Raw genomic sequence first — 20771 nt, 5'->3', positions numbered from 1 at the left:
AAGGAGAGCACGGATACGGAAAAAGTCATGGTCGACATTCGCTTTTAAGAAGAGAGGTATCGCCGGCTCGAAGTGGTCCGAGCGAAGCGGATTGAAGAAGCTCGCTGCATCTACTGCGAGAGGCGCCGGTTGGATGGGCGGTTGCGCTGGCGGCCGCCGCTTTTGCTTTGGCCGATGCGGTCGACGCCATTGAAGAAATCACCATGGGCTCCGGCAATGTCGACGCCTTTGACTCCGTGGCCAACCCGGTCATTGCGGACGGCGCAGGTGGTGCGGCCTCGGCGGGAAGTCCAGGAAGCGGCGAGACCTCCGTGTGAGTGCGCGTGACCGCCTCGCGCATCTGCCTCAACTTCAACGCCTGCTTCTGCCCGAGTGCAGAGCGTGCTTCAGCGTCGGCATGGCGCGCCTGGAACATCGCGCCGCCGATGACGGCAGCGACCAGTGCGACGCAAAGCGCTGCGACCACGAAGTAACGTGCACTGCCCTGCCGCCGGACTCCGCCACGCGATGTGGCGGAGAGCGCGGCGCCGCTCGACCAGAGTGGGTCCATCTCACTCAGATCGAGCCGCTTCTCAGCAGTCGACTGCCATGCGCCTTGCTCGACCGGCTCGAGCGGGGCCGGGTAGGTCGGGTACGTCCCGTTGTTATCCGATGCGCTACCGGAGTTCGTCGATGGCGTTTCGGTTTCACGGCCATTCAGTTGCGCCCAGAACGCTTCAGCCGTTTGCGTTCGGTCTTGCGGTCGCAGCGTCAATGCGTTGTCGATTGCGGCGAGAAACGGCATGCCGTACCGGCCTTTGGCCCGCTCTGAAATCGGCACCAACCGGTCTTCCATCAAACGCTCGATCGCGGCCATCGGCCGCTCGCCGGTGATCGCTGCGTACACCACGCCCGCCAGTGCATACAGATCGGTCCAGGGGCCTTGCTTCATCGACGGCGCCTCGCCGTATTGCTCAATGGATGCAAAGCCGAGCTGGCGCGCAGCATTGGGTGTCTGCGCGATGTTGCCGATAACGCGGCGTGCCGCGCCAAGGTCGAGCAACACCGGGCCACTGCGCGAGACGATGATTTTTTCGGGCGCTACGTCGCGGTGCAGGCAACGCACCGCGTGCATCGCGGAAAGCCCGTCAAGCAACGGGTGCAGCAGATCGAGCAGCTGCTTTTCGTCCGGAGCGTGACCGAGATCGGCGAGCCACTGCGCCAGCGTCGGGCCTTCGTAGTACGGCATGGCCATGTATGCCGTGCCATTGGCCTCCCACCAACGCAGCACCTTGACGACGGCCGGATGATCGAAGCGCGCGAGCGTCCGGGCTTCGTTGATGAAGCTGCGCAACCCCGACTGATAAAGGTCGACATGCCGCTCCGACTTGACGACCACCGCGGGCGATGCAGCCGACCGAGCAGCCAGCGCAGCCGGCAGGTATTCCCTGATGGCAATGCGCTCTCTTGAAGAAGGATCGAAGGCGAGGTAGACGATGCCGAAGTCGCCTTCGGCGATCAGACCCGTGATCTCGTATTCGAACGGCTTCGTGCTCTCAGCCAATGCAGCCGCGCCCGCGCCCGCGCCGTTTTCCTCGATGCGATGCCGCGTCGACGTCATTGAACCCCCCTGTTTTGGGAGGCACTCTAACAGTGTCATGAATACCAAATAGCTACACGATTCGACACATTCAAGTTTGAATGTGAACCGCTGCAGACGTCCCGCCCGACCTTGTCGACTTTATTTTTTGTCCGTTCTTCCTACGCCGCGAGAGGCGCTCGCGCCCTAATCTCTGGCGATGAAAAATCAGTCGATGCCAATGCCGAGACGCCTGCTGCGCTGGGTCATGCCTTTGATGATTTCCTTGGCGCCTTGGTTGGCCCATGCTCAGGAAGACTCGAGCGCCGAGGGCTTGCGAGCGCAATACAAGACGATGGCGCCGGCCCTCGCCAGCAATCCGTTTCATCGCAAGTTGGTGCTTCAGTCCGAGGAAGGCTCGGGCAAGCTGAGCGGCAATATCTATGCGGTGGTGGACCATCCGTATGCCGATGTCGCCAGCGCCTTCAAGCTGCCGGCCACCTGGTGCGGTGTGCTCATGCTGCATCTCAATACCAAATACTGCGGCGTGCAGGGAAGCGGCGCCAGCCCGACGCTCAATGTCGCCGTCGGGCGCAAGTTCGATCAGCCTGTGGCCGACGCCTCACAAGTCAATTTCGTTTACTCGCTCAAGGCCGCGACAGCGGATTACCTCGACGTCAATCTGAATGCCGCGAGCGGGCCGATGTCGACGCGAGACTACCGCATCGTGCTCGAGGCAACGCCTATCGACGCCAGCACGACCTTCATTCACCTCGGCTATTCGTATGGCTATGGCCCGGCGGCCAAGATCGCGATGCAGGTCTACCTGGGCACCATCGGAAGTGACAAGGTAGGTTTCACCGTCACAGGCAAGAACGGCAAAGGCGAGCCGGATTACATCGGCGGCGTGCGCGGCGTGGTCGAACGCAACACCATGCGCTACTACCTCGCGATCGACGCCTATCTCGATGCGCCCTCGCCGCAGCAGCAGGACCAGCGTACCGCGGCCTGGTTCGATGCCACAGAGCAATACGCATTGCAGCTGCACGAGATGCCCAAGGACGACTACGTCGCGATGAAGAGGAGCGAGTACCGCCGACTGATTGCCAGGCAATAGGCCAGAGGCACGGAGCGGCAAGGAGGCGGGCATAGAGAGCAAGACTATGCGGGCGACGCAGCGCGAATGGCGGGTCGCCCTGGCGATCAAATAGTCTGCAAAATGAAGCGATGCCTTGACCCTGCTCAGCAAACCGTAAGCAGGTAGGTGTCTGATGTGTCGACTACCGGAGAACGCAGTGAAAACGCTGTCAGCCTTGTTGAGTGTCCTCGGTGCCCTCGCCACCTTTGCCGTTGCCAGCACTGCATTGCCTGCGTCGGCGGCGGAGCTGGAACTTGAAGGTCCGCGCCTGCGCGTCAGCGGCATGCTCGACGGCAGTGCCACCAAAGCATTCATCGAGCACCTCGACACCGGAAAAGTTCGCGTTGTCGTCTTCGAAGACTCGTTCGGTGGCACCGCGGAGGCAGCCGAGATTTATGCCAAGGCTATCCGGGCCAGCGGCGTCAACACCGAAGCACGCGGCCAGTGTTATGCCGCCTGCGCCTACGCGTTTCTGGCCGGCAAGGAGCATCGCTTCGGCCGCGGGATACAGGTCAACGGCTTGCTGATTCCGGTCGCGATGCGGCCCAATCCCAGTGAGTTGCAAAGCCGTTGGCGCGGCGACGAAGCACAGAAAACGCTGGCGGAGTTCACCGCCGTTTCCTCGTCGAGGCCCGCGACACTGCCAGTGTCGACCTCCGACTCGCCGAGGGGCGCACTGTCTGCAACCAACGTCGCATCTCCCGCTACGGTCTCGTCCACAGCCCCATCGGCGCCACGCGAAAATTGGCAGCCTGACCATGGTCTGCTGTTCAGTTCGACTCCGACGCTCTTCGGCCGCGTTTACAACACCTATTACTGCGATGGCTCGCAGGGCCGCGACGTTTCGAAGTGCGAGGCGTTGAGCGATGCCGACCCTTACAAGCTCGGCGTGTTAACGCCTTAGCGGTGCCAGCAGTTACCAGTGGGCCGGGTCCGGTACAAAGCCGTACTGCGGGTTGCGTGGATTGGCCGGGAAAGGGCGAGGCCGGTCCGGCACATCGACGTCGGCCGGCAACACACCCATACGCACCAGATTTGCACGGCTGTCGTATCGCACGGCGATGACTGCTTCGGGCGCGCTTGCAGCCCGCTCGAACCGCGTGTGCCCCACCACCGATTCTTCGCGTTGCCCATGCCCTGTGTCTAGCTTGGCTGTGCTGTCTGCGCTGAATTCGCCGGATGGGCCGGACGGCCCGGCAGAGGCTTTGGCTTCGCCACGCGTTTCCGGTGCGGGCGATGCCGACGGCGCAGGTGCCTCTCGCACACTTCGCTCACGTCGCTCGCTGCGGCCATCCGACTCGCTGCGCTCGTTCTGCGCCGCGCCTTGATCGCTGAAGTCACGCCGCAGTGCCTGCCGGGGTGCCACCGGCATCGGTGCCGCCACGGACACCCGCTCACGAAACACCGCAATGCCGATCACGCCCACGTCGAGCGGCCGGCCCGTCCGCGCCGCATAAGACTGCGCCTGTGCGGTGAACTCGAAGGCGGCGATCTCGCGGTCTGTCTTACGCCAGCCATCGATCTGGCCTGCGTCGAGCGGGTCGAGCACATAACCGTTCTGCTGCCAGCCCGCGGTCTGCCCCGTCAGAACGTTGACTCCGTCGACCGCCATCACGACAAGCACGCGCTCGCGTCGCAAGTTGCGAATGCGAAGCCCGTATCGCGCACCCGGCCGGCCAGGCACATAGCGCTCACCGCCGCTCGCATAGACCGGAAGCGATTGGCCGGTGTCGCGGTCCACCACTTCGAGTGCCGGTCAATCGGTGTCCAGACCCAACGAACAGGATGTCAGCGAATCCATGCGACCGCGAGCGGAAAGCTGAAGAACGCCGCCACCGTGGTCCACAGAATGATCCGCGCAATACGCCCGTTGTCTGCGCCGAAGCGCTCAGCCAACATTGCCACATTGCTGGCGCTCGGCAAGGCCGCGACCAGCACGATCGCCGCCAGAGCCATCGGGCTGATGGGCAAACCCAGCGCCATCGCTCCGCGTGCCACCGCATAGACCAGCAGCGGATGCACCACCAGTTTGACGATGACCACAGGGAGCACATCACCAATGCGCGACAGGCCGTGGTGCGGCGCTTCGGGAAACTGCAGGGCGTGACCGCGGCTCAACAAAGCCGAGCGCGCCAGCACCGCGCCGATAGTGAACAGCGCCGCAGGCGAGGCGGCATCGGCCAGCATCGCAATCGTGTCCGCAATGGGCGCGGGCAATTTTAGTTGCACCGCAGACACCAACGCGCCGAGCAGGATGGACCACGGCAGCGGATTGACCGACATGCCGCGCATCGCCTGACGGACCGCTTTGGCCGCACCGTGGTCGTCGGCGCCGTCGAGTCGCGACAATGCGATGCACACGGACGACGTCACCAACGTATCGAAGGCGATCGTGATGATGACCGGCCCCGCCACCTGCGGCCCGAGCAACGCAGCCAGCAATGGCACACCCATGAACCCGGTGTTGGGAAAAGCCGCTACAAGCGCTCCGAAGGCCGCGTCGTTCCATCCGATGCGTGCGCTCCGCGTACCGCACACCACGGCACCGACCACGATCAGCGCACACACGCCCCACACCAGCGCAACGCTGCCGTCGAGCAACTGGGCGATAGGCGTGCGGGCGCCGAAGCGAAACAGCATGCACGGCAACGCGAAGTAAAGAACGAAGGTGTTGAGGCCCGGAATGGCGTCCAGCGGCAGCACCCGACCACGGGCTGCCGCATAGCCAGCTGCGATCAGCGCGAAGAACGGAAAGGTGACAAGAAAAATCTGCAGCACGCGGCGATTGTCGGGGCTGCCGGTGCCGCTGCTGGTGGCCCGTATCATTCATCGCTTTGCGCTCACAGCCCCGCTGGCCGACCCGCTAAGTACCCTGCCCCCATGTCATCCGGTCTCAATCTCGCGCAACAGGAAGCGGTCAACTATCTGCACGGGCCGTGCCTGGTGCTGGCCGGTGCCGGCTCCGGCAAGACCCGGGTCATCACGCACAAGATCGGACGGCTCATCGAAACCGGCATGGCGCCGAACCGCATCGCGGCCATCACCTTTACGAACAAGGCCGCTACCGAAATGCGCGAACGCGCCAAAGGGTTGATCGGGCGAGACGCAAAGAAGGTCGTGATCTGCACCTTCCATGCGCTGGGCGTTCGCATGATGCGGGAAGACGGCGCAGTGCTCGGCCTGAAGCCCGCCTTCAGCATCCTCGACAGCGACGACGTCACCAAGATCCTCAAAGATGCCGGCGGCACCACCGATGCCGCGACCGCGCGCATCTGGCAGTGGACCATCAGCAAGTGGAAGAACATGGGCCTCAATGCGGCTCAGGCCGAGGCCATCGCGGCGGACGACAACGAGCGCATCACCGCCAAAGTGATGGGCCGCTACGAAGAGCGGTTGTCGGCCTACCAGAGTGTCGACTTCGACGACCTGATCGGTATGCCGCTCAAGCTGCTGCAGCAACACGCCGATGTGCGCGCCAAGTGGCAAGCCACGCTGGGCCATGTGCTGGTCGACGAATACCAGGACACCAACGCGACGCAGTACGAAGTGCTGAAGGCGCTCGTCGGCGCGGGCGGGCGCTTTACCGCGGTAGGTGACGACGACCAGTCGATCTACGGCTGGCGCGGCGCGACGCTCGACAACCTGAAAAAGCTGCCGATCGACTATCCGACGCTCAAGGTCGTGAAGCTCGAACAAAACTACCGCAGCACATCCGGCATCCTGCGTGCGGCCAATAACGTGATCGCGCCGAATCCGAAGCTGTTCCCGAAAACGCTGTTCAGCGAACTGGGCGAAGGCGAACCGGTGCGCGTGGTCGATGCCGACAGCGAGGCGCATGAAGCCGAACGCGCAGTGGCGCGGATCCAGAGCCTGCGCGCCGGCGAAACCATCACGCAAAGCTCTACCGGCACGCAGCACTTGGAATGGCGCAACTTCGCGGTGCTGTATCGCGCCAACCATCAGGCACGCGTTTTCGAGCAAGCGCTGCGCAAAGCCAACATTCCCTACAAGGTATCGGGCGGGCAGAGCTTCTTCGATCGGGCCGAGATCAAGGATCTGTGCGGCTGGTTCCGGTTGTGGGTCAACAACGACGACGATCCGGCGTTTCTGCGCGCAGTGACGACGCCCAAGCGCGGCATCGGCCACACGACGCTGGCCAGCCTGGGCACCTTCGCGAGCCAGTACAAGCTGAGCTTGTTCGAGGCGCTGTTCAGCCCGTCGTTACCCAGCGTCATGGCCAAGCGCGCGCATGAGCAGTTGCACGAGTTCGGCCGCTACATCAACGACCTCGAATACAAGGCGCGCCGCACCATGGGCGCCGCAGATTCGCGCGCTTTCATGACCGAGTGGCTGAAAGAGATCGACTACGAGAAGCACTTGTACGACGGTGAAGACAGCGAGCAGGTCGCGGCTGCACGGTGGACCAACGTGCTGGAGTTCTGCGACTGGATGTCGGCCCGCGCTGGCGGCGAGATCGACGATGCGTCGGGCGCGACGGTCGAGAGCGAACGCAAGAGCCTCCTCGAAGTGGCGCAGACCATCTCTTTGCTCTCGACCATCAGCGAACGCGAGAAGGACCAGAACGTCGTCACGCTGTCGACGCTGCATGCCTCCAAGGGTCTGGAGTGGCCGCACGTCATGCTCGTCGGCGTGACCGAAGGGCTGCTGCCCTTCAAGCTCGACGACGACAACGGCAAGCAGGAAAAGATCAGCGAAAGCACGTTGGAGCGGCTGCAGGAAGAGCGCCGGCTGATGTACGTCGGCATCACGCGTGCACAACGCACGCTGGCCGTGAGCTGGACCAAGAAGCGCAAGAAAGGCCGCGAGATGATCGCCGGCATTCCGAGCCGCTTCATCGCTGAAATGGCGCTCGACAAGACCACCGCCAAGGAAGACCCGCGCGAGAAGCTCAAGGCCCTGCGTGCCGAGTTCGCGCGCAAGGCACTGGACAGCGCAGCCGCTGCAGCAGCCGCCGCCGCGGCGCCATGAGAGCTTTGGCTGCCACCTTGTTGCTGTCAGGCTGCATCGCCTCAACGACCGCTATGGCAGATAGCGGATCAGGCACGTGTCCTGCAAGTGCGAGCGACATGTCGACCGAAATGCTCTACGGCACCTGGCAAGTCCGCTTCGACGATGCGCCCGCGATAGCCATCGTCACGCTCGGCAAGCACCCGGACTACGACGGTGTGCGCGGCACGATCACGCGCGATGGCGCCCGAAGTGGCGACGCTGCTTTGCGCTCGGTAGCGCAACTTGCAGGTGACATCGACGCCGAAGGTCAGCTTGCAATCGACGAATCGCAAGACGGGCGCAGCATCAGCGGCGTGTGGGTCGGCACGCTGCAGCCCGGCTCTTGTGGCGAGGAATTCAGGGGGACGTGGCGCAACGTCGCCGACGAGAGCACACATCCGTTCGCGCTCCACAAGACCGGCACATATCGATGATCGCAAGGACAGCAATGACTTCAAACATTCGTACGCTCGCCGCGCTGCTGGCCCTATTTGGCTTCGCAGGCGCAAAGGCGCAAGCTGCGGACAAGCCACCGAGCCAACTCGCCAGCGCGCAACTCACCTGGCAGCAGTGCAGCGCGCTGGGGGCGAGCAACGACGCACGGCTCGCGTGCTACGACCGTTGGGCTCAGCAGCAGACTCTGCCACCGACGTCGGTACCGACCGCGCCGCCCGTGCTGGCCACGACACAGCCGGCCACCCCCGTCGATGCGTCCATACCGGCAACCCGCGTGGTGTCGGTCAGCACCGAAGAAGGTTGCCGCGACCGCCAATATTCCGAGCTGTCGCGCTTCTGGGAGTTGGAGAACGGCAGCGACTGCGGCACCTTCGTGTTCCGTGGCTATCGCCCGATCAATGTCTCGTTTTCAGCGGCCAGCGACAAGCCGGAAATTCCGACGTCACCGGCCGAAGGTCACACCGGCACCGCGACCGCGTATCAGGCCAACGAGATGCGTATCGGCGTCTCGATCAGAACCAAACTGGCGCAAGGCCTGCTGACGCAAAACGATCCACAAAAAAAGGATTCGCTCTGGTTCGGCTACTCGCAGCAATCGACCTGGCAGATTTTCAACAGCGCGTTGTCGCGCCCCTTTCGCACCACCGACCATGAGCCTGAGCTGATGTACGTCTACCCCACCGACTTCGCGTTACCAGGGGGGTGGAGATGGCGCTATGCCGGCCTCGGTCTGGTACACAACTCGAACGGCCAAAGCCTGCCGCTGTCGCGCAGCTGGAACCGTACGTACCTGATGGGCGGCATGGAATTGGATGACCGCTTTACCGTCACCGGCCGCATCTGGAAGCGCATCAACGAGAGCGCCCAGAGCGACGACAACCCGGATATCGAGAACTTTGTCGGTCGCGCCGAGATTACCGGCCGCTGGAACTTGAATCGCGACAACACGCTCGGCGTCACGGTGCGTAACAACCTGCGCGACAGTGGCCGCGGGTCGGTGCGCTTCGAGTGGCTCAAGGCCATCGGCGATCCGACCAAGAGCAACCTGCGCTTTCATACGCAGCTGTTCCATGGGTACGGCGATACGCTGGTCGACTACAACCGCAAACGCACTGTGCTGAGCATCGGCCTGAGCCTGGTCGACTTCTAGCGCAACCCTAGCGTTACGGCGCGGGCGCTGAGCTCCAGGTCGGGTCGATGCGGCCCGGCAACCCCAACTGTTTGTCGACATGCAGTTCCTGATTGATCTGCTCCAGCAAATGTCCGAGGCGAATGGCCTCGGGACGCGCAGATGCAGCCCCGGTTTCGAGCAAGCGCATCTGCTCGGCAAAAGCCTCGGTCAGCTGCACCCATGCATCGAACGACGCGCTGACACTGCTCGATTGCATGTGCGGCACCGTCGTGGTGCCCATCGCATCATCGACGGAATAGTCCGCGGCAAAATCATCGTCGTTCATGGCTTGGAGTCTCCGTCTGAATGTTGCATCCTTGAGTTGCTCTTGTAGACCCGCAAGTTGAATCGGTCTGTACGGAAGCGAACGTGCCTGCAGCACAAGGGCACGTGCAATGACAAACGGTTTCGCGGCGCCTATCGACCGGCCTCATACTGTCCGTTCGCTTCGAAACGGCATTCGACACGGCCTGCAACTGCTGGCTCCTCCCTCTTTCGGAGGCGCCAGCAACCGAAAGCCTTCTTGCCCACTTCGTCGAATCAACTGATCGAACGGTTGCCGCGCGCCGCCCGCTCCAGGCTCATCGCACTCTGCGAACCGCACCCGCTGGTACTGTCCGAAGTCCTTTGCGAAGCCAAAACGTCCACGCGGTACGTTTACTTTCCGACCGAGGGCTTTATCTCGCTGGTGTCTGTCATCGATGGGAACCAAGGCATCGAGGTCGGAATGGTCGGGCAAGAAGGCATGCTGGGTGCGCATCTGGCGCTCGGCGTGGCGTCGCAGCCTCTGCACGCGCTGGTACAAGGTGCCGGATCGGCCTTGCGGATCAATGCTCGCGCCTTTCGCGCCGAGCTGAGCCAAAGCCCGGCGTTGCAAAGCGCGGTGTTTCGTTATCTCCATGTGCTGATGGCTCAGCTCGCTGTATCGACCGCCTGTGTGCGCTTTCACTCCGTGCAACCAAGATTGGCCCGTTGGCTCTTGATGAGCCAGGACCGAGCAGCCTCGGACGGTTTTCGTGTCACGCATGAATTTCTGGCCTACATGCTCGGCGTTCGAAGGGTGGGAATCACTTCTGCAGCGAGCGCATTGCGGCGCGATGGGCTGATCAGCTATCACCGTGGTGACGTGACAGTGCTCGATCGCAAAGGCCTGGAAGCCGCTGCCTGCACTTGCTATGCGGCGGATTGCCGGTCTTACGCAGCTGTCATGGGGTGAGGCGGCGCGCCACTGCGGCGCGCATAAAAAAACGGATTGCGCTGACGCGCAATCCGTTGATTTCAATTTGGTGGCCTGGGGCGGAATCGAACCACCGACACGCGGATTTTCAATCCGCTGCTCTACCAACTGAGCTACCGGGCCATACACACAAGCTCTTGCAAGCTCGAATGCAGCCTCAAATTATACCGCGCTGCGGCGGCCCCTAGAAAGGTCGACGCCAAGTTGTTTGAGTTTGCGATAGAGGTGCGTGCGTTCAAGGCCGGTCTTCTCGGCAACTCGCGTCATGGAACCGTTTTCCATGGCGAGGTGAAATTCGAAGTACGCCTTTTCGAAGCCGTCGCGTGCGTCACGCAATGGGCGGTCGAGGTCGAAGCTTTGGTTCGATTGGGGGCCTGGGTCCGTAGCCGGGATGTGCAGGGGGGGCGGCACCATCGTGCTGTCACTCACAGTGGTCAGCGCTGCAGCGAAGCTGCTCGATGCGGCAGCCGGCACCACGTTCGCTGCAGCCCGACGTGCGCTCTCCCGCGCGAGACCCTGTTCGACTGCCTTGAGCAGCTTCTGCATCGTGATCGGCTTTTCGAGGAAAGCGAACGCGCCGATGCGGGTAGCGTCCACTGCCGTGTCGATGGTCGCGTGGCCGCTCATCATCACGACCGGCATGCTGAGCAAGCCAGCGGTCGACCACTCCTTCAAGAGCGTGACGCCATCGGTGTCCGGCATCCAGATGTCGAGCAGCACGAGATCGGGCCGAGCGCGCAGCCGTGCGGCGCGCGCCTCGGCTGCGTTCTCTGCGAGTTCCACGTTGTGGCCTTCGTCATTGAGAATTTCGAAGAGCAGGTCTCGTATGCCCAGCTCGTCGTCGACCACGAGGATATTTGCCATGAATGCTTGTTTACTGCGCCGGTATGAGGCCCGCTCGCCAAAGAAAGACTTTGCGTCTTCGGTGTGAGCGACCGCTATTGCGGATCGCCTGCCAACGCGAATGATAACGAGACTTGCGCTCCTGCTACAGCCCCGTCGGACACGCGGTTGCTCAGCTCGATGCGCGCACCGTGTTCATCGGCGATTTTCTTGACCACCGCGAGCCCGAGACCGGTGCCTTTGGTCTTGGTCGTGACATAGGGTTCAAACGCTCTTTTCAGGATGTTCTCGGCGAAGCCCGGCCCACTGTCCTGCACCGTCAATCGCACCCGCTGGCCGGAGTCGGAAAGGCGTGTGCGAATGCTGATCTCGCCGACGCGACCGAGACTGTGGGCAGCCGTTTCCGCCGCGTCCTGAGCATTTTGTAAAAGGTTGTGAATCACCTGCCGAATCTGTTGTGCATCGCCTCGAATCGGCAGGCAACGCGGGTCGAGTTCGGACAGTACGGCGATAGGCGCGTTCTCGGCACCATACAGCTGGAGCACGTCGCCGACGAGTGCGTTGAGATCGATCGCCTTGAGGTCTGCAGCGGGCAGACGGGCGTAGTCACGAAACTCGTTGACCAGCCGCTTCATCGCGTCGACCTGGTCGACGATGGTCTTGACCGATTTGGTGAGGATCGCCTGTTCAGGCGCTGCCACCTTGCCAGACAACTTCATCTCCAGCCGCTCTGCCGACAGCTGAATCGGCGTCAACGGATTCTTGATTTCATGTGCCAGCCGCCGCGCCACCTCGCCCCATGCCTGCGCGCGCTGTGCCGACACGATTTCGGAGATGTCGTCGAACACCAGAAGCCGAGCGGCGCCCGGCAGCTCCGCCCCCCGCGCCACGAGATTGATGGCGTCCTGCGACAGGCCGTTGCCCGAAGCGTGCAACTCGAAAGCATGCTGCCAATGGTCCAGCCCATGCTGCAGGCGCTCGACCTGGAAGTCGTCGAACTGCTGCTGCACGTCTTGCCCAAACTCGGTCAGGCCCGGCACTTCGCTCAGCAAGCGACCTTCGAATGCGGCCAGCGGCGCCCGCAGAACACGCGTGGCGCCGGGGTTGATCGAGAGCATCGTGCCCCTCGCGTCCAACACGATCACGCCCGAGGTGAGGTTGTCGAGAATGGTCTGGAGATTGGCCCGCGCGGCGTCGAGCTGCCCCATCGTCTTTTCGACCGCGCCGCGGGCGTCCGACAGCTGTTGCGTCATGACGGCGAAAGAGCGCGTCAGCCCACCAAGCTCGTCCCTGCCTTGCAACACTGCGGTCGGTCGCAGATCGCCAGCTGCGACCTGCCTCACGCCGTCGGCCAATACCAGCAATGGTCGCGCCAGCTGGGTGCCGAACAGCACCGCCAGCAGCACGGCGCCGAACACCGCCAGGAACAGACTGAGCGTGAGCGTACCGATGTACATGCGCCGAAGGCCCTCGCGCGCCAGCGCTCGCTCCTGGTATTCGCGGTTGGCTTCCTGCACCGCCAGCGCGTTGGCAACGACGGCGGGCGGCAGAGGTTGCGTCACCTGCAGGTAGCGAGGCTCGGTATTGAAATCGAAGCCCGGTCGCTGGACCAGCGCCAGGGCACGAATGGTGGCGGCGGGCGGCGCGTTGGTGCCCGGTGCTGGCACTTCGTCCAGCCCTTCGATGTGCGCGATCGGTCGGTCGGCGCGTACCTGTCGAAACTGCTGCTGCGTCGGTCGCTCGGGACTGAGCTGAAAGCGCGAGGCGCCAGCACTGGCGACCAGTTGCCCGGTGCCCGTCCAGAGCACCACGTCGCTGGCGCCCAACTGGTCGCGAATACGCTCGAGCAGCAGGCCGGCGCTCGCATCGGATACTTCGGCGAGTTGGCTGCTGGCGACGCGTGCTTTGGAAGCGAGCTCGTCGGACAAGGAATCGAGCGTGGCACGGCCGAGGTTCAGCCCGGCGTCGAGCGCGCCCTCTACCTTGACGTCGAACCAGCTTTCGATCGACCTGGCGACGAATTGATAGGACACCACGTACACCAGCGCGCCCGGTACGACGCCAACGAGCGCGAAGATGGCCGCCAGCTTGATGAGCAACCGGCTGCCGAACTTGCCCTGCTGCAACCGGCGCAACAGCCTGAAAGCGACCCAGCCGATCACCAGCACCAGCAGCGCCGCGACCACGACGTTGAGACCGAAGAGGCGCGCGTAGTTCTGCTCGTAGAGCGCGCGGTTGTTGGTCGCCTGCGCAAGCAGGAAGATCAGCACCAGGCCGATGGCCGCAACCAGTGCGACCCCTACGCCGACGGCCCAGCGCACGGCGCGCGAACGGCGCGCAGCGGGCGACGACGCGCCGCCGCGAGGGCCGCCATTTCCGCTACTCACTTCAGTTTCTCCAGTGCCAGGCGCGCGCTGCGTTCGACCACGATGTTCCAGTCGGCCTGCCCCGCCACGCCGATCTGGAACGGCCGCGGCAGTTGCGTGGTGTCGAGCCTGAAACTGAACTGCACGGGCTGCGTCGCCTCATCACCGACTTCGCTCCGGTCGGCCAGCCGAAGCCTTCCGACGCGTTTGATCGCGTCCAGGGCTTCGGGCAGGCTGTCGAAGTTCTGGTTCAAGGACACGCCCAAACCCGCATTCGCGATAGGCACCGACGACACGTTGAGCCGCCAGCGCCGGCTGAGTGGCTGGTAAGCCAGCCGCATGTGGCGCGTGGCCGACCCGACCTTGCGATCCGCCCAGTACCAACGCTCACGATAAAGCTCCGCGTCGACCACGAAATAGATAGCGATACCTTTGTCGAGCACCTCACCGACGCCCAGGGGCAGTTCGAACTGGACCTGCGCGGTCAAATAGATGCCGTCGTCGGCCTCCTCCAGCCGCATTTGAGTAATGGAGGCTTGAGGCGAGTCGGCCAAGGCGGGCTTCGGCACACCTGCCAGCGTGCCAATGACAAGCAATGCTGCGAGCGCGACGATCTGACGCCGGCGCATCGGCAAACCGACCGCTGCCAGAGCGCGCAACTCAGCCGGTGCGCTTTTCGAGCAGGGCGTAGAAGAAACCGTCGTGTTCACCCAAGGCATTGTCCGGGACGGCATGGGCAATCCCGGCGCTTTGGGGTAGCAAATGGCCGGGCGAAGGTCGCAATCGGGCGTCGGTGTTGTGCGCAAGAAACGCATCGATCTGGTGCGAGCCCTCTTCACGAAAAACCGAACAGGTGCAGTAGACAAGACGTCCTCCAGCCCGCACCAGCGGCCAGAGTGCGGCCAGCAGCTGGGCTTGCTGGGCCGCCAGCTGCTCGATGTCGCTCTCCCGGCGCAGCCATCGGACGTCCGGATGGCGACGCACAATGCCCGACGCCGTGCAAGGCGCGTCGAGCAGGATGGCATCGAATGGCGTACCGTCCCACCAATTCTCCGGTCGCGCAGCGTCGGCCACGACGATATTCGCCTGCAATCCGAGCCGCGTCAGCGTTTCCTGGATACGGCCAGTGCGCGCGGCGTCGATTTCGAGCGCGGTGACATCGAGGCCGCGTCCACGGTCGAGCTCCAGCAGGTGCGCAGTCTTGCCGCCGGGCGCGGCGCAGGCGTCGAGCACTCGCAGACGCGCCCCGGACGCCAGATCGAAGCCTTCGAGCAGCAGCGGCGCGGCGAGCTGCGCGGCGGCGTCCTGAACCGATACTTCGCCTTCGGCAAAGCCGGGCAGTTGCAGCACAGGTCGCGCACGGCCCAATTGCACGCCGCTCGTGCCCACGGCCTTGGCGGTCTGACTATCGGCTGTCAGGGCGACCAAGTAGTCGGCGACAGAGATTTTACGGACGTTGACCCGCAACGTCAGGGGTGCCTGCAGGTTGTCGGCCGTAAGCACGCGCTGCCAATCGCGCGGATGGTCGCGCCGCAGCCGCTCGATCCACCAGCGCGGATGGTTCCACTGCGCGACCGGCTCGCGTTCCGTCACCTCGACCAGCTCGTCGCGCTCTCGCAGAAAGCGCCGCAAGCAGGCGTTGATGAAGCTCGCTTGGGCACGCGTGGCGGGGTTGCGCTTGGCGGCCTCGACGGCTTGATCGACCAAAGTAAAGGGCTCGTACGGCGCACGGCCAACGTCCCACGCCAAAGCCAATGCGGTGCAAAGCAGCGCGTCGGCGGCCGGTGGTGGCGTGCGTTTGGCGAGGTGCCGACGCAACGCCTCGGCGCGCCCGAGCCATCGCAGCACCTGGAAGCCGAGCGCCTGCACGCCGGGCCGCATGGCGGTCTCCACATTTTCGAAGGCGACGGAGCCGGACACGCCGCTCCGGATGGCGGCCAGGGCCATCGCTGTCAGCTGCAATTGGCGCCAAAGCGGCGGCTGGTTCGGCGCAGTGCCGCTGGAGGGGTCTGTGAGATCGGGCAAGTTGCCGCCATGGTAACGGGGCGCGCGAGCTGCCGCCGCTGCGGCGACGTCCAAGGCGTCAAAGCAAGGGCGCCGCCGGACGCAACCGCGTGATCCAGGCGATGAGCACAGGGGGAAACTGCCGAATGGCAGCGTTGTATTGCGCAACGGCCGTGTTGAACTGCCCGCGCGCAATCTCCGCTGCAGCCGATGGTTCCGGCCATGCAATGAAGCGGCTAGGAAATGGTGATGGCGGCGCTTCGTCGACGCCCTTCAGAGGCGCAGGTCGCGACAGCGTGCCCTCGGCATCGAAGCTGACGACATCGTCGGGATGCAGGCGCTGCCATGCCGACAGCATGACGTTAAGGGCCGTCCCGAGCGCGTCAATGCGCTCGGGGTCGAGCGGGCGCATCCGCGTCGCTGCCAGCAGTGTGGTGAGCTGCGTGGTGGCTGCCAGCAAAGACTCCGCCCCGACGGCCGCGTTGGCCTGGACGAACTCGAGTTGCCGCAGCAATGCGGCGTCGAGGATCGCATACGCCTGGAAGGCCGCAGAACGCAGCCTGACCATCCGGTTGTAGGCACCGACGAACCAGAACAGCAGCAGCGCACAGCCGATCCAGAAAGCCAATGAATCGGGGGCCGCACTCATCGCCGGCCCAGAGTGAAAAACGCCCTCCGTCCGCAAGCGGAGGGAGGGCGTCGGATACCGGTCATGCCGGCATGCTAACGCGCGGTGGCGCGTCGGGCCGATTACTCGGCTGCGGCGCCTTCGCCCGCGTCGGCCGTCGCAGTGTCGTCGCTCGAATTGCCAGCCAATTCGGCCGCTTCCGAATCGGCGATCGCGCGGCGCTCTGCCTCGTCCATGGCGTCCTTGACCTTGCGTGCCTGGTGGTACGCCATGCCGGTGCCTGCGGGAATCAGGCGGCCGACGATGACGTTTTCCTTCAGGCCGCGCAGTTCGTCGCGCTTGCCCATGATGGCCGCTTCGGTCAGCACGCGCGTGGTTTCCTGGAAGGAAGCCGCGGAGATGAACGAATCGGTCGACAGCGATGCCTTCGTGATACCCAGCAGCAGGTTGGTGAACGTCGCGGGGATCTTGTCAGCGGCGCGCAGGGCGTCGTTGGTGTTGAGCATTTCGCTGCGTTCGACCTGTTCTCCGGAGATGTAGTTGGTGTCGCCGATGTTGTCGACAACGACCCGGCGCAGCATCTGGCGAACGATCACCTCGATGTGCTTGTCGTTGATCTTCACGCCTTGCAAGCGATACACGTCCTGCACTTCGTCCACGATGTAGCGCGCGAGTTCTTCCGAGCCCAGCAGGCGCAGGATGTCCTGCGGGTCCGCCGGTCCGTCGACCACGCTTTCGCCCTTGTTCACGACCTGGCCTTCATGCACCAGGATGTTCTTTTCCTTCGGCACGAGGTCTTCGTAGACGCCGCCTTCGGGATCGGTGATCTGCAGGCGAATCTTGCCCTTGGTCTCTTTACCGAACGACACGGTACCGGTCATCTCGGCCAGCATGCCCTTGTCCTTCGGTGAACGGGCTTCGAACAGCTCCGCCACACGCGGCAGACCGCCGGTGATGTCGCGCGTCTTCTGACCTTCGACCGGAATGCGCGCCAGCACTTCGCCAGGGCCCACGTCCTGGCCGTCGCGGATCTGGACCAGCGAGCCGATCGGGAAGCCGATCGTCACCGAGTGGTCGGTGCCGGGGATCTTCACTTCGTTGCCCGTGCCGTCGATCAGCTTGACCTGAGGACGAACCACCTTGGTGGCACCGCGACGCTTCGGATCGATCACGACCAGGGTCGACAGACCGGTCACTTCGTCGACCTGCTTGGCAACCGTGAGACCTTCTTCGACGTTCTCGAACTGGGTCTTGCCGGCGAACTCCGTAATGATCGGGCGCGTCAGCGGGTCCCAGTTGGCGAGCACATGGCCAGCCTTGACTTGCTGATCCGCCTTCACCGCCAGGATGGCGCCGTACGGCACCTTGTGCCGCTCGCGCTCACGGCCATGCTCGTCGTGAATCACGATTTCGCCCGAACGCGAGATGACCACCAGATCGCCCTTGCCGTTGGTCACGTAGCGCATCGTGGCGTTGAAACCGATCGTGCCGTTCGACTTGGCCTCAACGCTGGAAGCGATCGCCGAACGCGATGCCGCGCCACCGATGTGGAAGGTCCGCATCGTCAGCTGCGTGCCGGGTTCGCCGATCGACTGCGCCGCGATCACACCGACAGCTTCGCCGATGTTGATCAGGCCGCCGCGACCGAGATCTCGTCCGTAGCAGGTGGCGCAGATACCAAAACGCGTTTCGCACGTGAGCGCGGTCCGCACCTTGACTTCGTCGACGCCTTGCGCCTCGAGCACTTCGATGTTGTCCTCGTCGAACATCTCGCCGGCCTTCAGCAGCACCGAACGATTTTCCGGATGCAGCACGTCTTCGGCCGCCGAACGACCGAGGATTCGGTCCCGCAACGATTCGATGGTTTCACCGCCTTCGACGATGGCGCGCATGAGGTAACCACCGTGCGTACCGCAGTCCTGCTCGATGACCACCAAGTCTTGCGTCACGTCGACCAAACGACGCGTCAGGTAGCCCGAGTTAGCCGTCTTCAATGCCGTGTCGGCCAGGCCCTTACGGGCACCGTGGGTGGAGATGAAGTACTCCAGCACGTTCAGACCTTCGCGGAAGTTCGCGGTGATGGGCGTTTCGATGATCGAGCCGTCGGGCTTGGCCATCAAACCGCGCATGCCGGCAACCTGGCGAATCTGCGCAGCGGAACCGCGAGCGCCCGAGTCGGCCATCATGTAGATCGAGTTGAAGGACTCTTGCTCGACGTCCTTGCCATGGCGATCGATGACGCGCTCTTTCGAGAGCTTGGACATCATGACCTTCGACACTTCGTCGCCCGCCTTGCCCCAGATGTCGACCACCTTGTTATAGCGCTCGCCAGAGGTCACCAGACCCGAGACGTATTGCTGCTCGATCTCTTTCACTTCCTTGGCCGAGCGCTCGATGATGCCGTGCTTTTCGGCGGGCACCAGCATGTCGTCGATGGCGATCGAGATACCGGCTTTGGTGGCGAGACGGAAACCGTTCTGCAACAGCTTGTCGGCGAACACCACTGTCTCTTTCAAGCCGCACTTGCGGAACGAGACGTTGATGAGCTTGGAAATTTCTTTCTTCTTCAGCGCCTTGTTGATGTTCGAGAACGGCAGGCCCTTCGGCAGAATCTCGGACAGCAGCGCACGGCCCACGGTCGTGTCGACGAGCGAGGTCGACGCGGTGAATTCGCCGGTTTCCTTGTCCTTGGCGTACTCGGTGATGCGCACCGCCACGCGGGCGGTCAGTTCGACCACGTCGGCGTCGAGCGCACGCTGAACTTCGCCGATGTCGGAGAAGATCAGGCCCTCGCCCTTGCCGTTGATGCGGTCGCGGGTCGTGTAGTACAGACCCAGCACCACGTCTTGCGACGGCACGATCGAAGGCTCGCCGTTGGCCGGGAACAGCACGTTGTTGGAGGCCAGCATCAAGGTGCGGGCTTCCATCTGCGCTTCGACCGACAACGGCACGTGGACGGCCATCTGGTCACCGTCGAAGTCGGCATTGAAAGCCGCGCAAACGAGCGGGTGCAGCTGAATCGCCTTGCCTTCGATCAGGATCGGCTCGAACGCCTGAATGCCCAACCGGTGCAGCGTGGGCGCACGGTTCAGCATGATCGGGTGCTCTTTGATCACCTCTTCCAGGATGTCCCAAACCACCGGCGTGCCGGATTCGACTTCCTTCTTGGCAGCCTTGATCGTCGTTGCGATGCCCATGGCCTCGAGGCGCGAGAAGATGAAGGGCTTGAACAGTTCGAGCGCCATCAGCTTTGGCAAGCCGCACTGATGCAGCTTGAGGGTCGGGCCCACCACAATGACCGAACGACCCGAGTAGTCGACCCGTTTGCCCAGCAAATTCTGGCGGAAACGACCGCTCTTGCCTTTGATCATGTCGGCAAGCGACTTGAGTGCACGCTTGTTGGCGCCCGTCATGGCCTTGCCGCGACGACCGTTGTCCAGCAGCGAGTCGACGGCTTCCTGCAGCATCCGCTTTTCATTGCGCGCAATGATTTCCGGTGCCTTCAATTCCAGCAGACGGCGCAGGCGGCTGTTGCGGTTGATGACGCGGCGATACAGGTCGTTCAGGTCGGAGGTCGCAAAACGGCCACCGTCGAGCGGCACCAGCGGACGCAGGTCCGGCGGCAGCACCGGCAGCACGTCGAGCACCATCCAGTTGGGCTTGATGCCCGACTTGCGGAAGGCTTCGAGCACCTTGAGGCGCTTGGAGTTCTTCTTGACCTTGACTTCGGAACCGGTCAGGTCGCCGCGCAGGCGTTCGATCTCGCTGTCGAGCTCGATGCCTTCGAGCAGATCCTTGATGCCTTCGGCGCCCATCTTGGCAGTGAACTCGTCACCGAATTCCTTGCGCTTGGTGTCGTAGTCGTCTTCGGACATGATCTCGCGCTTCTTCAGCGGGGTCATGCCGGGGTCGGTGATCACGTACGCTTCGAAGTACAGCACGCGTTCGATGTCGCGCAGCGTCATGTCGAGCACCAGGCCCAGACGCGATGGCAGCGACTTCAGGAACCAGATGTGGGCGCAAGGTGCGGCCAGATCGATGTGACCCATGCGCTCGCGGCGCACCTTGGTCTGCGTGACTTCAACGCCGCACTTCTCGCAGATGACACCGCGGTGCTTGAGGCGCTTGTACTTGCCGCAAAGGCATTCGTAGTCCTTGATAGGGCCAAAAATCTTCGCGCAGAACAGGCCGTCGCGCTCGGGCTTGAACGTGCGGTAGTTGATCGTTTCCGGCTTCTTCACTTCACCGAAAGACCACGAACGGATCTTCTCGGGTGAAGCCATGCGGATGCTGATGGCATCGAAATGCTCATCGGGCGTGAATTGCTTGAACAGGTCGAGTAGTGACTTCATGTGACTCT

15 protein-coding genes, 1 tRNA gene and 1 pseudogene are annotated in these 20771 nt (G+C 63.3%); 6 read left to right on the top strand and 11 right to left on the bottom strand.

Annotation, left to right across the window (positions count from 1 at the left end):
• Nucleotides 1-25 precede the first annotated feature (25 nt).
• The gene (locus RCH10_RS03540) at nt 26-1600 is read right to left on the bottom strand and encodes a serine/threonine protein kinase (protein ID WP_409051281.1); all 1575 of its coding nucleotides are present in this window, start codon (nt 1598-1600) and stop codon (nt 26-28) included.
• Between the two features lie 193 nt (nt 1601-1793).
• Here RCH10_RS03540 and RCH10_RS03535 point away from each other — a divergent pair, with 193 nt between their 5' ends.
• Together RCH10_RS03535 and RCH10_RS03530 are read left to right on the top strand one after the other, a co-directional pair.
• Nucleotides 1794-2675: a hypothetical protein gene (locus tag RCH10_RS03535; protein WP_409051280.1), complete on the top strand. Its 882-nt coding sequence runs from the start codon at nt 1794-1796 to the stop codon at nt 2673-2675.
• A gap of 178 nt (nt 2676-2853) precedes the next feature.
• Entirely contained in the window at nt 2854-3600 is a 747-nt protein-coding gene (locus RCH10_RS03530; RefSeq protein ID WP_409051279.1) for a hypothetical protein, read from the top strand.
• Between the two features lie 12 nt (nt 3601-3612).
• Here the strand turns inward: RCH10_RS03530 and RCH10_RS03525 are convergent, their stop codons facing one another.
• Both RCH10_RS03525 and RCH10_RS03520 read right to left on the bottom strand, forming a co-directional pair.
• Nucleotides 3613-4437, bottom strand: a complete 825-nt coding sequence (locus RCH10_RS03525) for a hypothetical protein (protein ID WP_409051278.1) — start codon at nt 4435-4437, stop codon at nt 3613-3615.
• A 47-nt stretch (nt 4438-4484) separates the two neighbouring features.
• Nucleotides 4485-5474, bottom strand: coding sequence for an AEC family transporter (locus RCH10_RS03520; protein WP_409051334.1), 990 nt, complete (start codon nt 5472-5474; stop codon nt 4485-4487).
• Between the two features lie 102 nt (nt 5475-5576).
• On the opposite strand from RCH10_RS03520, the gene RCH10_RS03515 reads away from it, so the two are divergent.
• The 3 genes from RCH10_RS03515 to RCH10_RS03505 all read left to right on the top strand — a co-directional run bounded on the left by RCH10_RS03515 (nt 5577) and on the right by RCH10_RS03505 (nt 9312).
• On the top strand, nt 5577-7685 hold the full coding sequence (locus RCH10_RS03515; RefSeq protein WP_409051277.1) for an ATP-dependent helicase: 2109 nt from the start codon (nt 5577-5579) through the stop codon (nt 7683-7685).
• A 98-nt stretch (nt 7686-7783) separates the two neighbouring features.
• Entirely contained in the window at nt 7784-8140 is a 357-nt protein-coding gene (locus tag RCH10_RS03510) for a hypothetical protein (protein ID WP_409051276.1), read from the top strand.
• A gap of 14 nt (nt 8141-8154) precedes the next feature.
• On the top strand, nt 8155-9312 hold the full coding sequence (locus RCH10_RS03505; protein ID WP_409051275.1) for a phospholipase A: 1158 nt from the start codon (nt 8155-8157) through the stop codon (nt 9310-9312).
• A gap of 13 nt (nt 9313-9325) precedes the next feature.
• Here the strand turns inward: RCH10_RS03505 and RCH10_RS03500 are convergent, their stop codons facing one another.
• The gene (locus RCH10_RS03500; protein ID WP_409051274.1) at nt 9326-9619 is read right to left on the bottom strand and encodes a hypothetical protein; all 294 of its coding nucleotides are present in this window, start codon (nt 9617-9619) and stop codon (nt 9326-9328) included.
• A 237-nt stretch (nt 9620-9856) separates the two neighbouring features.
• Between RCH10_RS03500 and RCH10_RS03495 the strand changes: the two genes are divergently transcribed.
• On the top strand, nt 9857-10549 hold the full coding sequence (locus tag RCH10_RS03495; protein ID WP_409051273.1) for a Crp/Fnr family transcriptional regulator: 693 nt from the start codon (nt 9857-9859) through the stop codon (nt 10547-10549).
• A 68-nt stretch (nt 10550-10617) separates the two neighbouring features.
• Here RCH10_RS03495 and RCH10_RS03490 read toward each other — a convergent pair.
• From RCH10_RS03490 to rpoC, 7 genes and pseudogenes are all read right to left on the bottom strand, one after another.
• Nucleotides 10618-10693: transfer RNA gene (locus tag RCH10_RS03490), tRNA-Phe, on the bottom strand.
• A gap of 39 nt (nt 10694-10732) precedes the next feature.
• The gene (locus RCH10_RS03485) at nt 10733-11434 is read right to left on the bottom strand and encodes a response regulator (RefSeq protein WP_187053263.1); all 702 of its coding nucleotides are present in this window, start codon (nt 11432-11434) and stop codon (nt 10733-10735) included.
• Nucleotides 11435-11485: 51 nt separating this feature from the next.
• Nucleotides 11486-13800, bottom strand: a pseudogene (locus RCH10_RS03480) (ATP-binding protein); the annotation flags it as partial.
• A complete protein-coding gene (locus tag RCH10_RS03475; RefSeq protein WP_409051272.1) occupies nt 13797-14489 on the bottom strand; it encodes a DUF4390 domain-containing protein in 693 nt (230 codons plus the stop codon). The pseudogene RCH10_RS03480 and the gene RCH10_RS03475, both read right to left, overlap by 4 nt.
• Nucleotides 14440-15726, bottom strand: coding sequence for a 16S rRNA (cytosine(967)-C(5))-methyltransferase RsmB (gene rsmB / locus RCH10_RS03470; RefSeq protein ID WP_409051333.1), 1287 nt, complete (start codon nt 15724-15726; stop codon nt 14440-14442). Before rsmB ends, RCH10_RS03475 begins: the two co-directional genes overlap by 50 nt.
• Nucleotides 15727-15862: 136 nt before the next feature.
• Entirely contained in the window at nt 15863-16432 is a 570-nt protein-coding gene (locus tag RCH10_RS03465) for a lema family protein (protein WP_409051271.1), read from the bottom strand.
• A 101-nt stretch (nt 16433-16533) separates the two neighbouring features.
• Nucleotides 16534-20763 carry a DNA-directed RNA polymerase subunit beta' gene (gene rpoC / locus RCH10_RS03460; RefSeq protein WP_323498362.1) on the bottom strand — a complete coding sequence of 1410 codons (4230 nt, stop codon included), beginning with the start codon at nt 20761-20763 and terminating at the stop codon, nt 16534-16536.
• Nucleotides 20764-20771 lie beyond the last annotated feature (8 nt).

It is taken from the genome of Variovorax sp. GrIS 2.14 (genome assembly GCF_046115955.1).
Taxonomy (GTDB): domain Bacteria; phylum Pseudomonadota; class Gammaproteobacteria; order Burkholderiales; family Burkholderiaceae_C; genus Variovorax.
This window is presented reverse-complemented; position numbering and strand designations above follow the sequence as displayed.

Excerpts from the sequence above, each read along its gene's own strand:
- RCH10_RS03540 (WP_409051281.1), bottom strand. The coding sequence starts at position 1,600 with ATGACGTCGACGCGGCATCGCATCGAGGAAAACGGCGCGGGCGCGGGC.
- RCH10_RS03535 (WP_409051280.1), top strand. The coding sequence starts at position 1,794 with ATGCCAATGCCGAGACGCCTGCTGCGCTGGGTCATGCCTTTGATGATT.
- RCH10_RS03515 (WP_409051277.1), top strand. The coding sequence starts at position 5,577 with ATGTCATCCGGTCTCAATCTCGCGCAACAGGAAGCGGTCAACTATCTG.
- RCH10_RS03510 (WP_409051276.1), top strand. The coding sequence starts at position 7,784 with ATGTCGACCGAAATGCTCTACGGCACCTGGCAAGTCCGCTTCGACGAT.
- RCH10_RS03505 (WP_409051275.1), top strand. The coding sequence starts at position 8,155 with ATGACTTCAAACATTCGTACGCTCGCCGCGCTGCTGGCCCTATTTGGC.
- RCH10_RS03500 (WP_409051274.1), bottom strand. The coding sequence starts at position 9,619 with ATGAACGACGATGATTTTGCCGCGGACTATTCCGTCGATGATGCGATG.
- RCH10_RS03485 (WP_187053263.1), bottom strand. The coding sequence starts at position 11,434 with ATGGCAAATATCCTCGTGGTCGACGACGAGCTGGGCATACGAGACCTG.
- rsmB (WP_409051333.1), bottom strand. The coding sequence starts at position 15,726 with ATGGCCCTGGCCGCCATCCGGAGCGGCGTGTCCGGCTCCGTCGCCTTC.
- RCH10_RS03465 (WP_409051271.1), bottom strand. The coding sequence starts at position 16,432 with ATGAGTGCGGCCCCCGATTCATTGGCTTTCTGGATCGGCTGTGCGCTG.
- rpoC (WP_323498362.1), bottom strand. The coding sequence starts at position 20,763 with ATGAAGTCACTACTCGACCTGTTCAAGCAATTCACGCCCGATGAGCAT.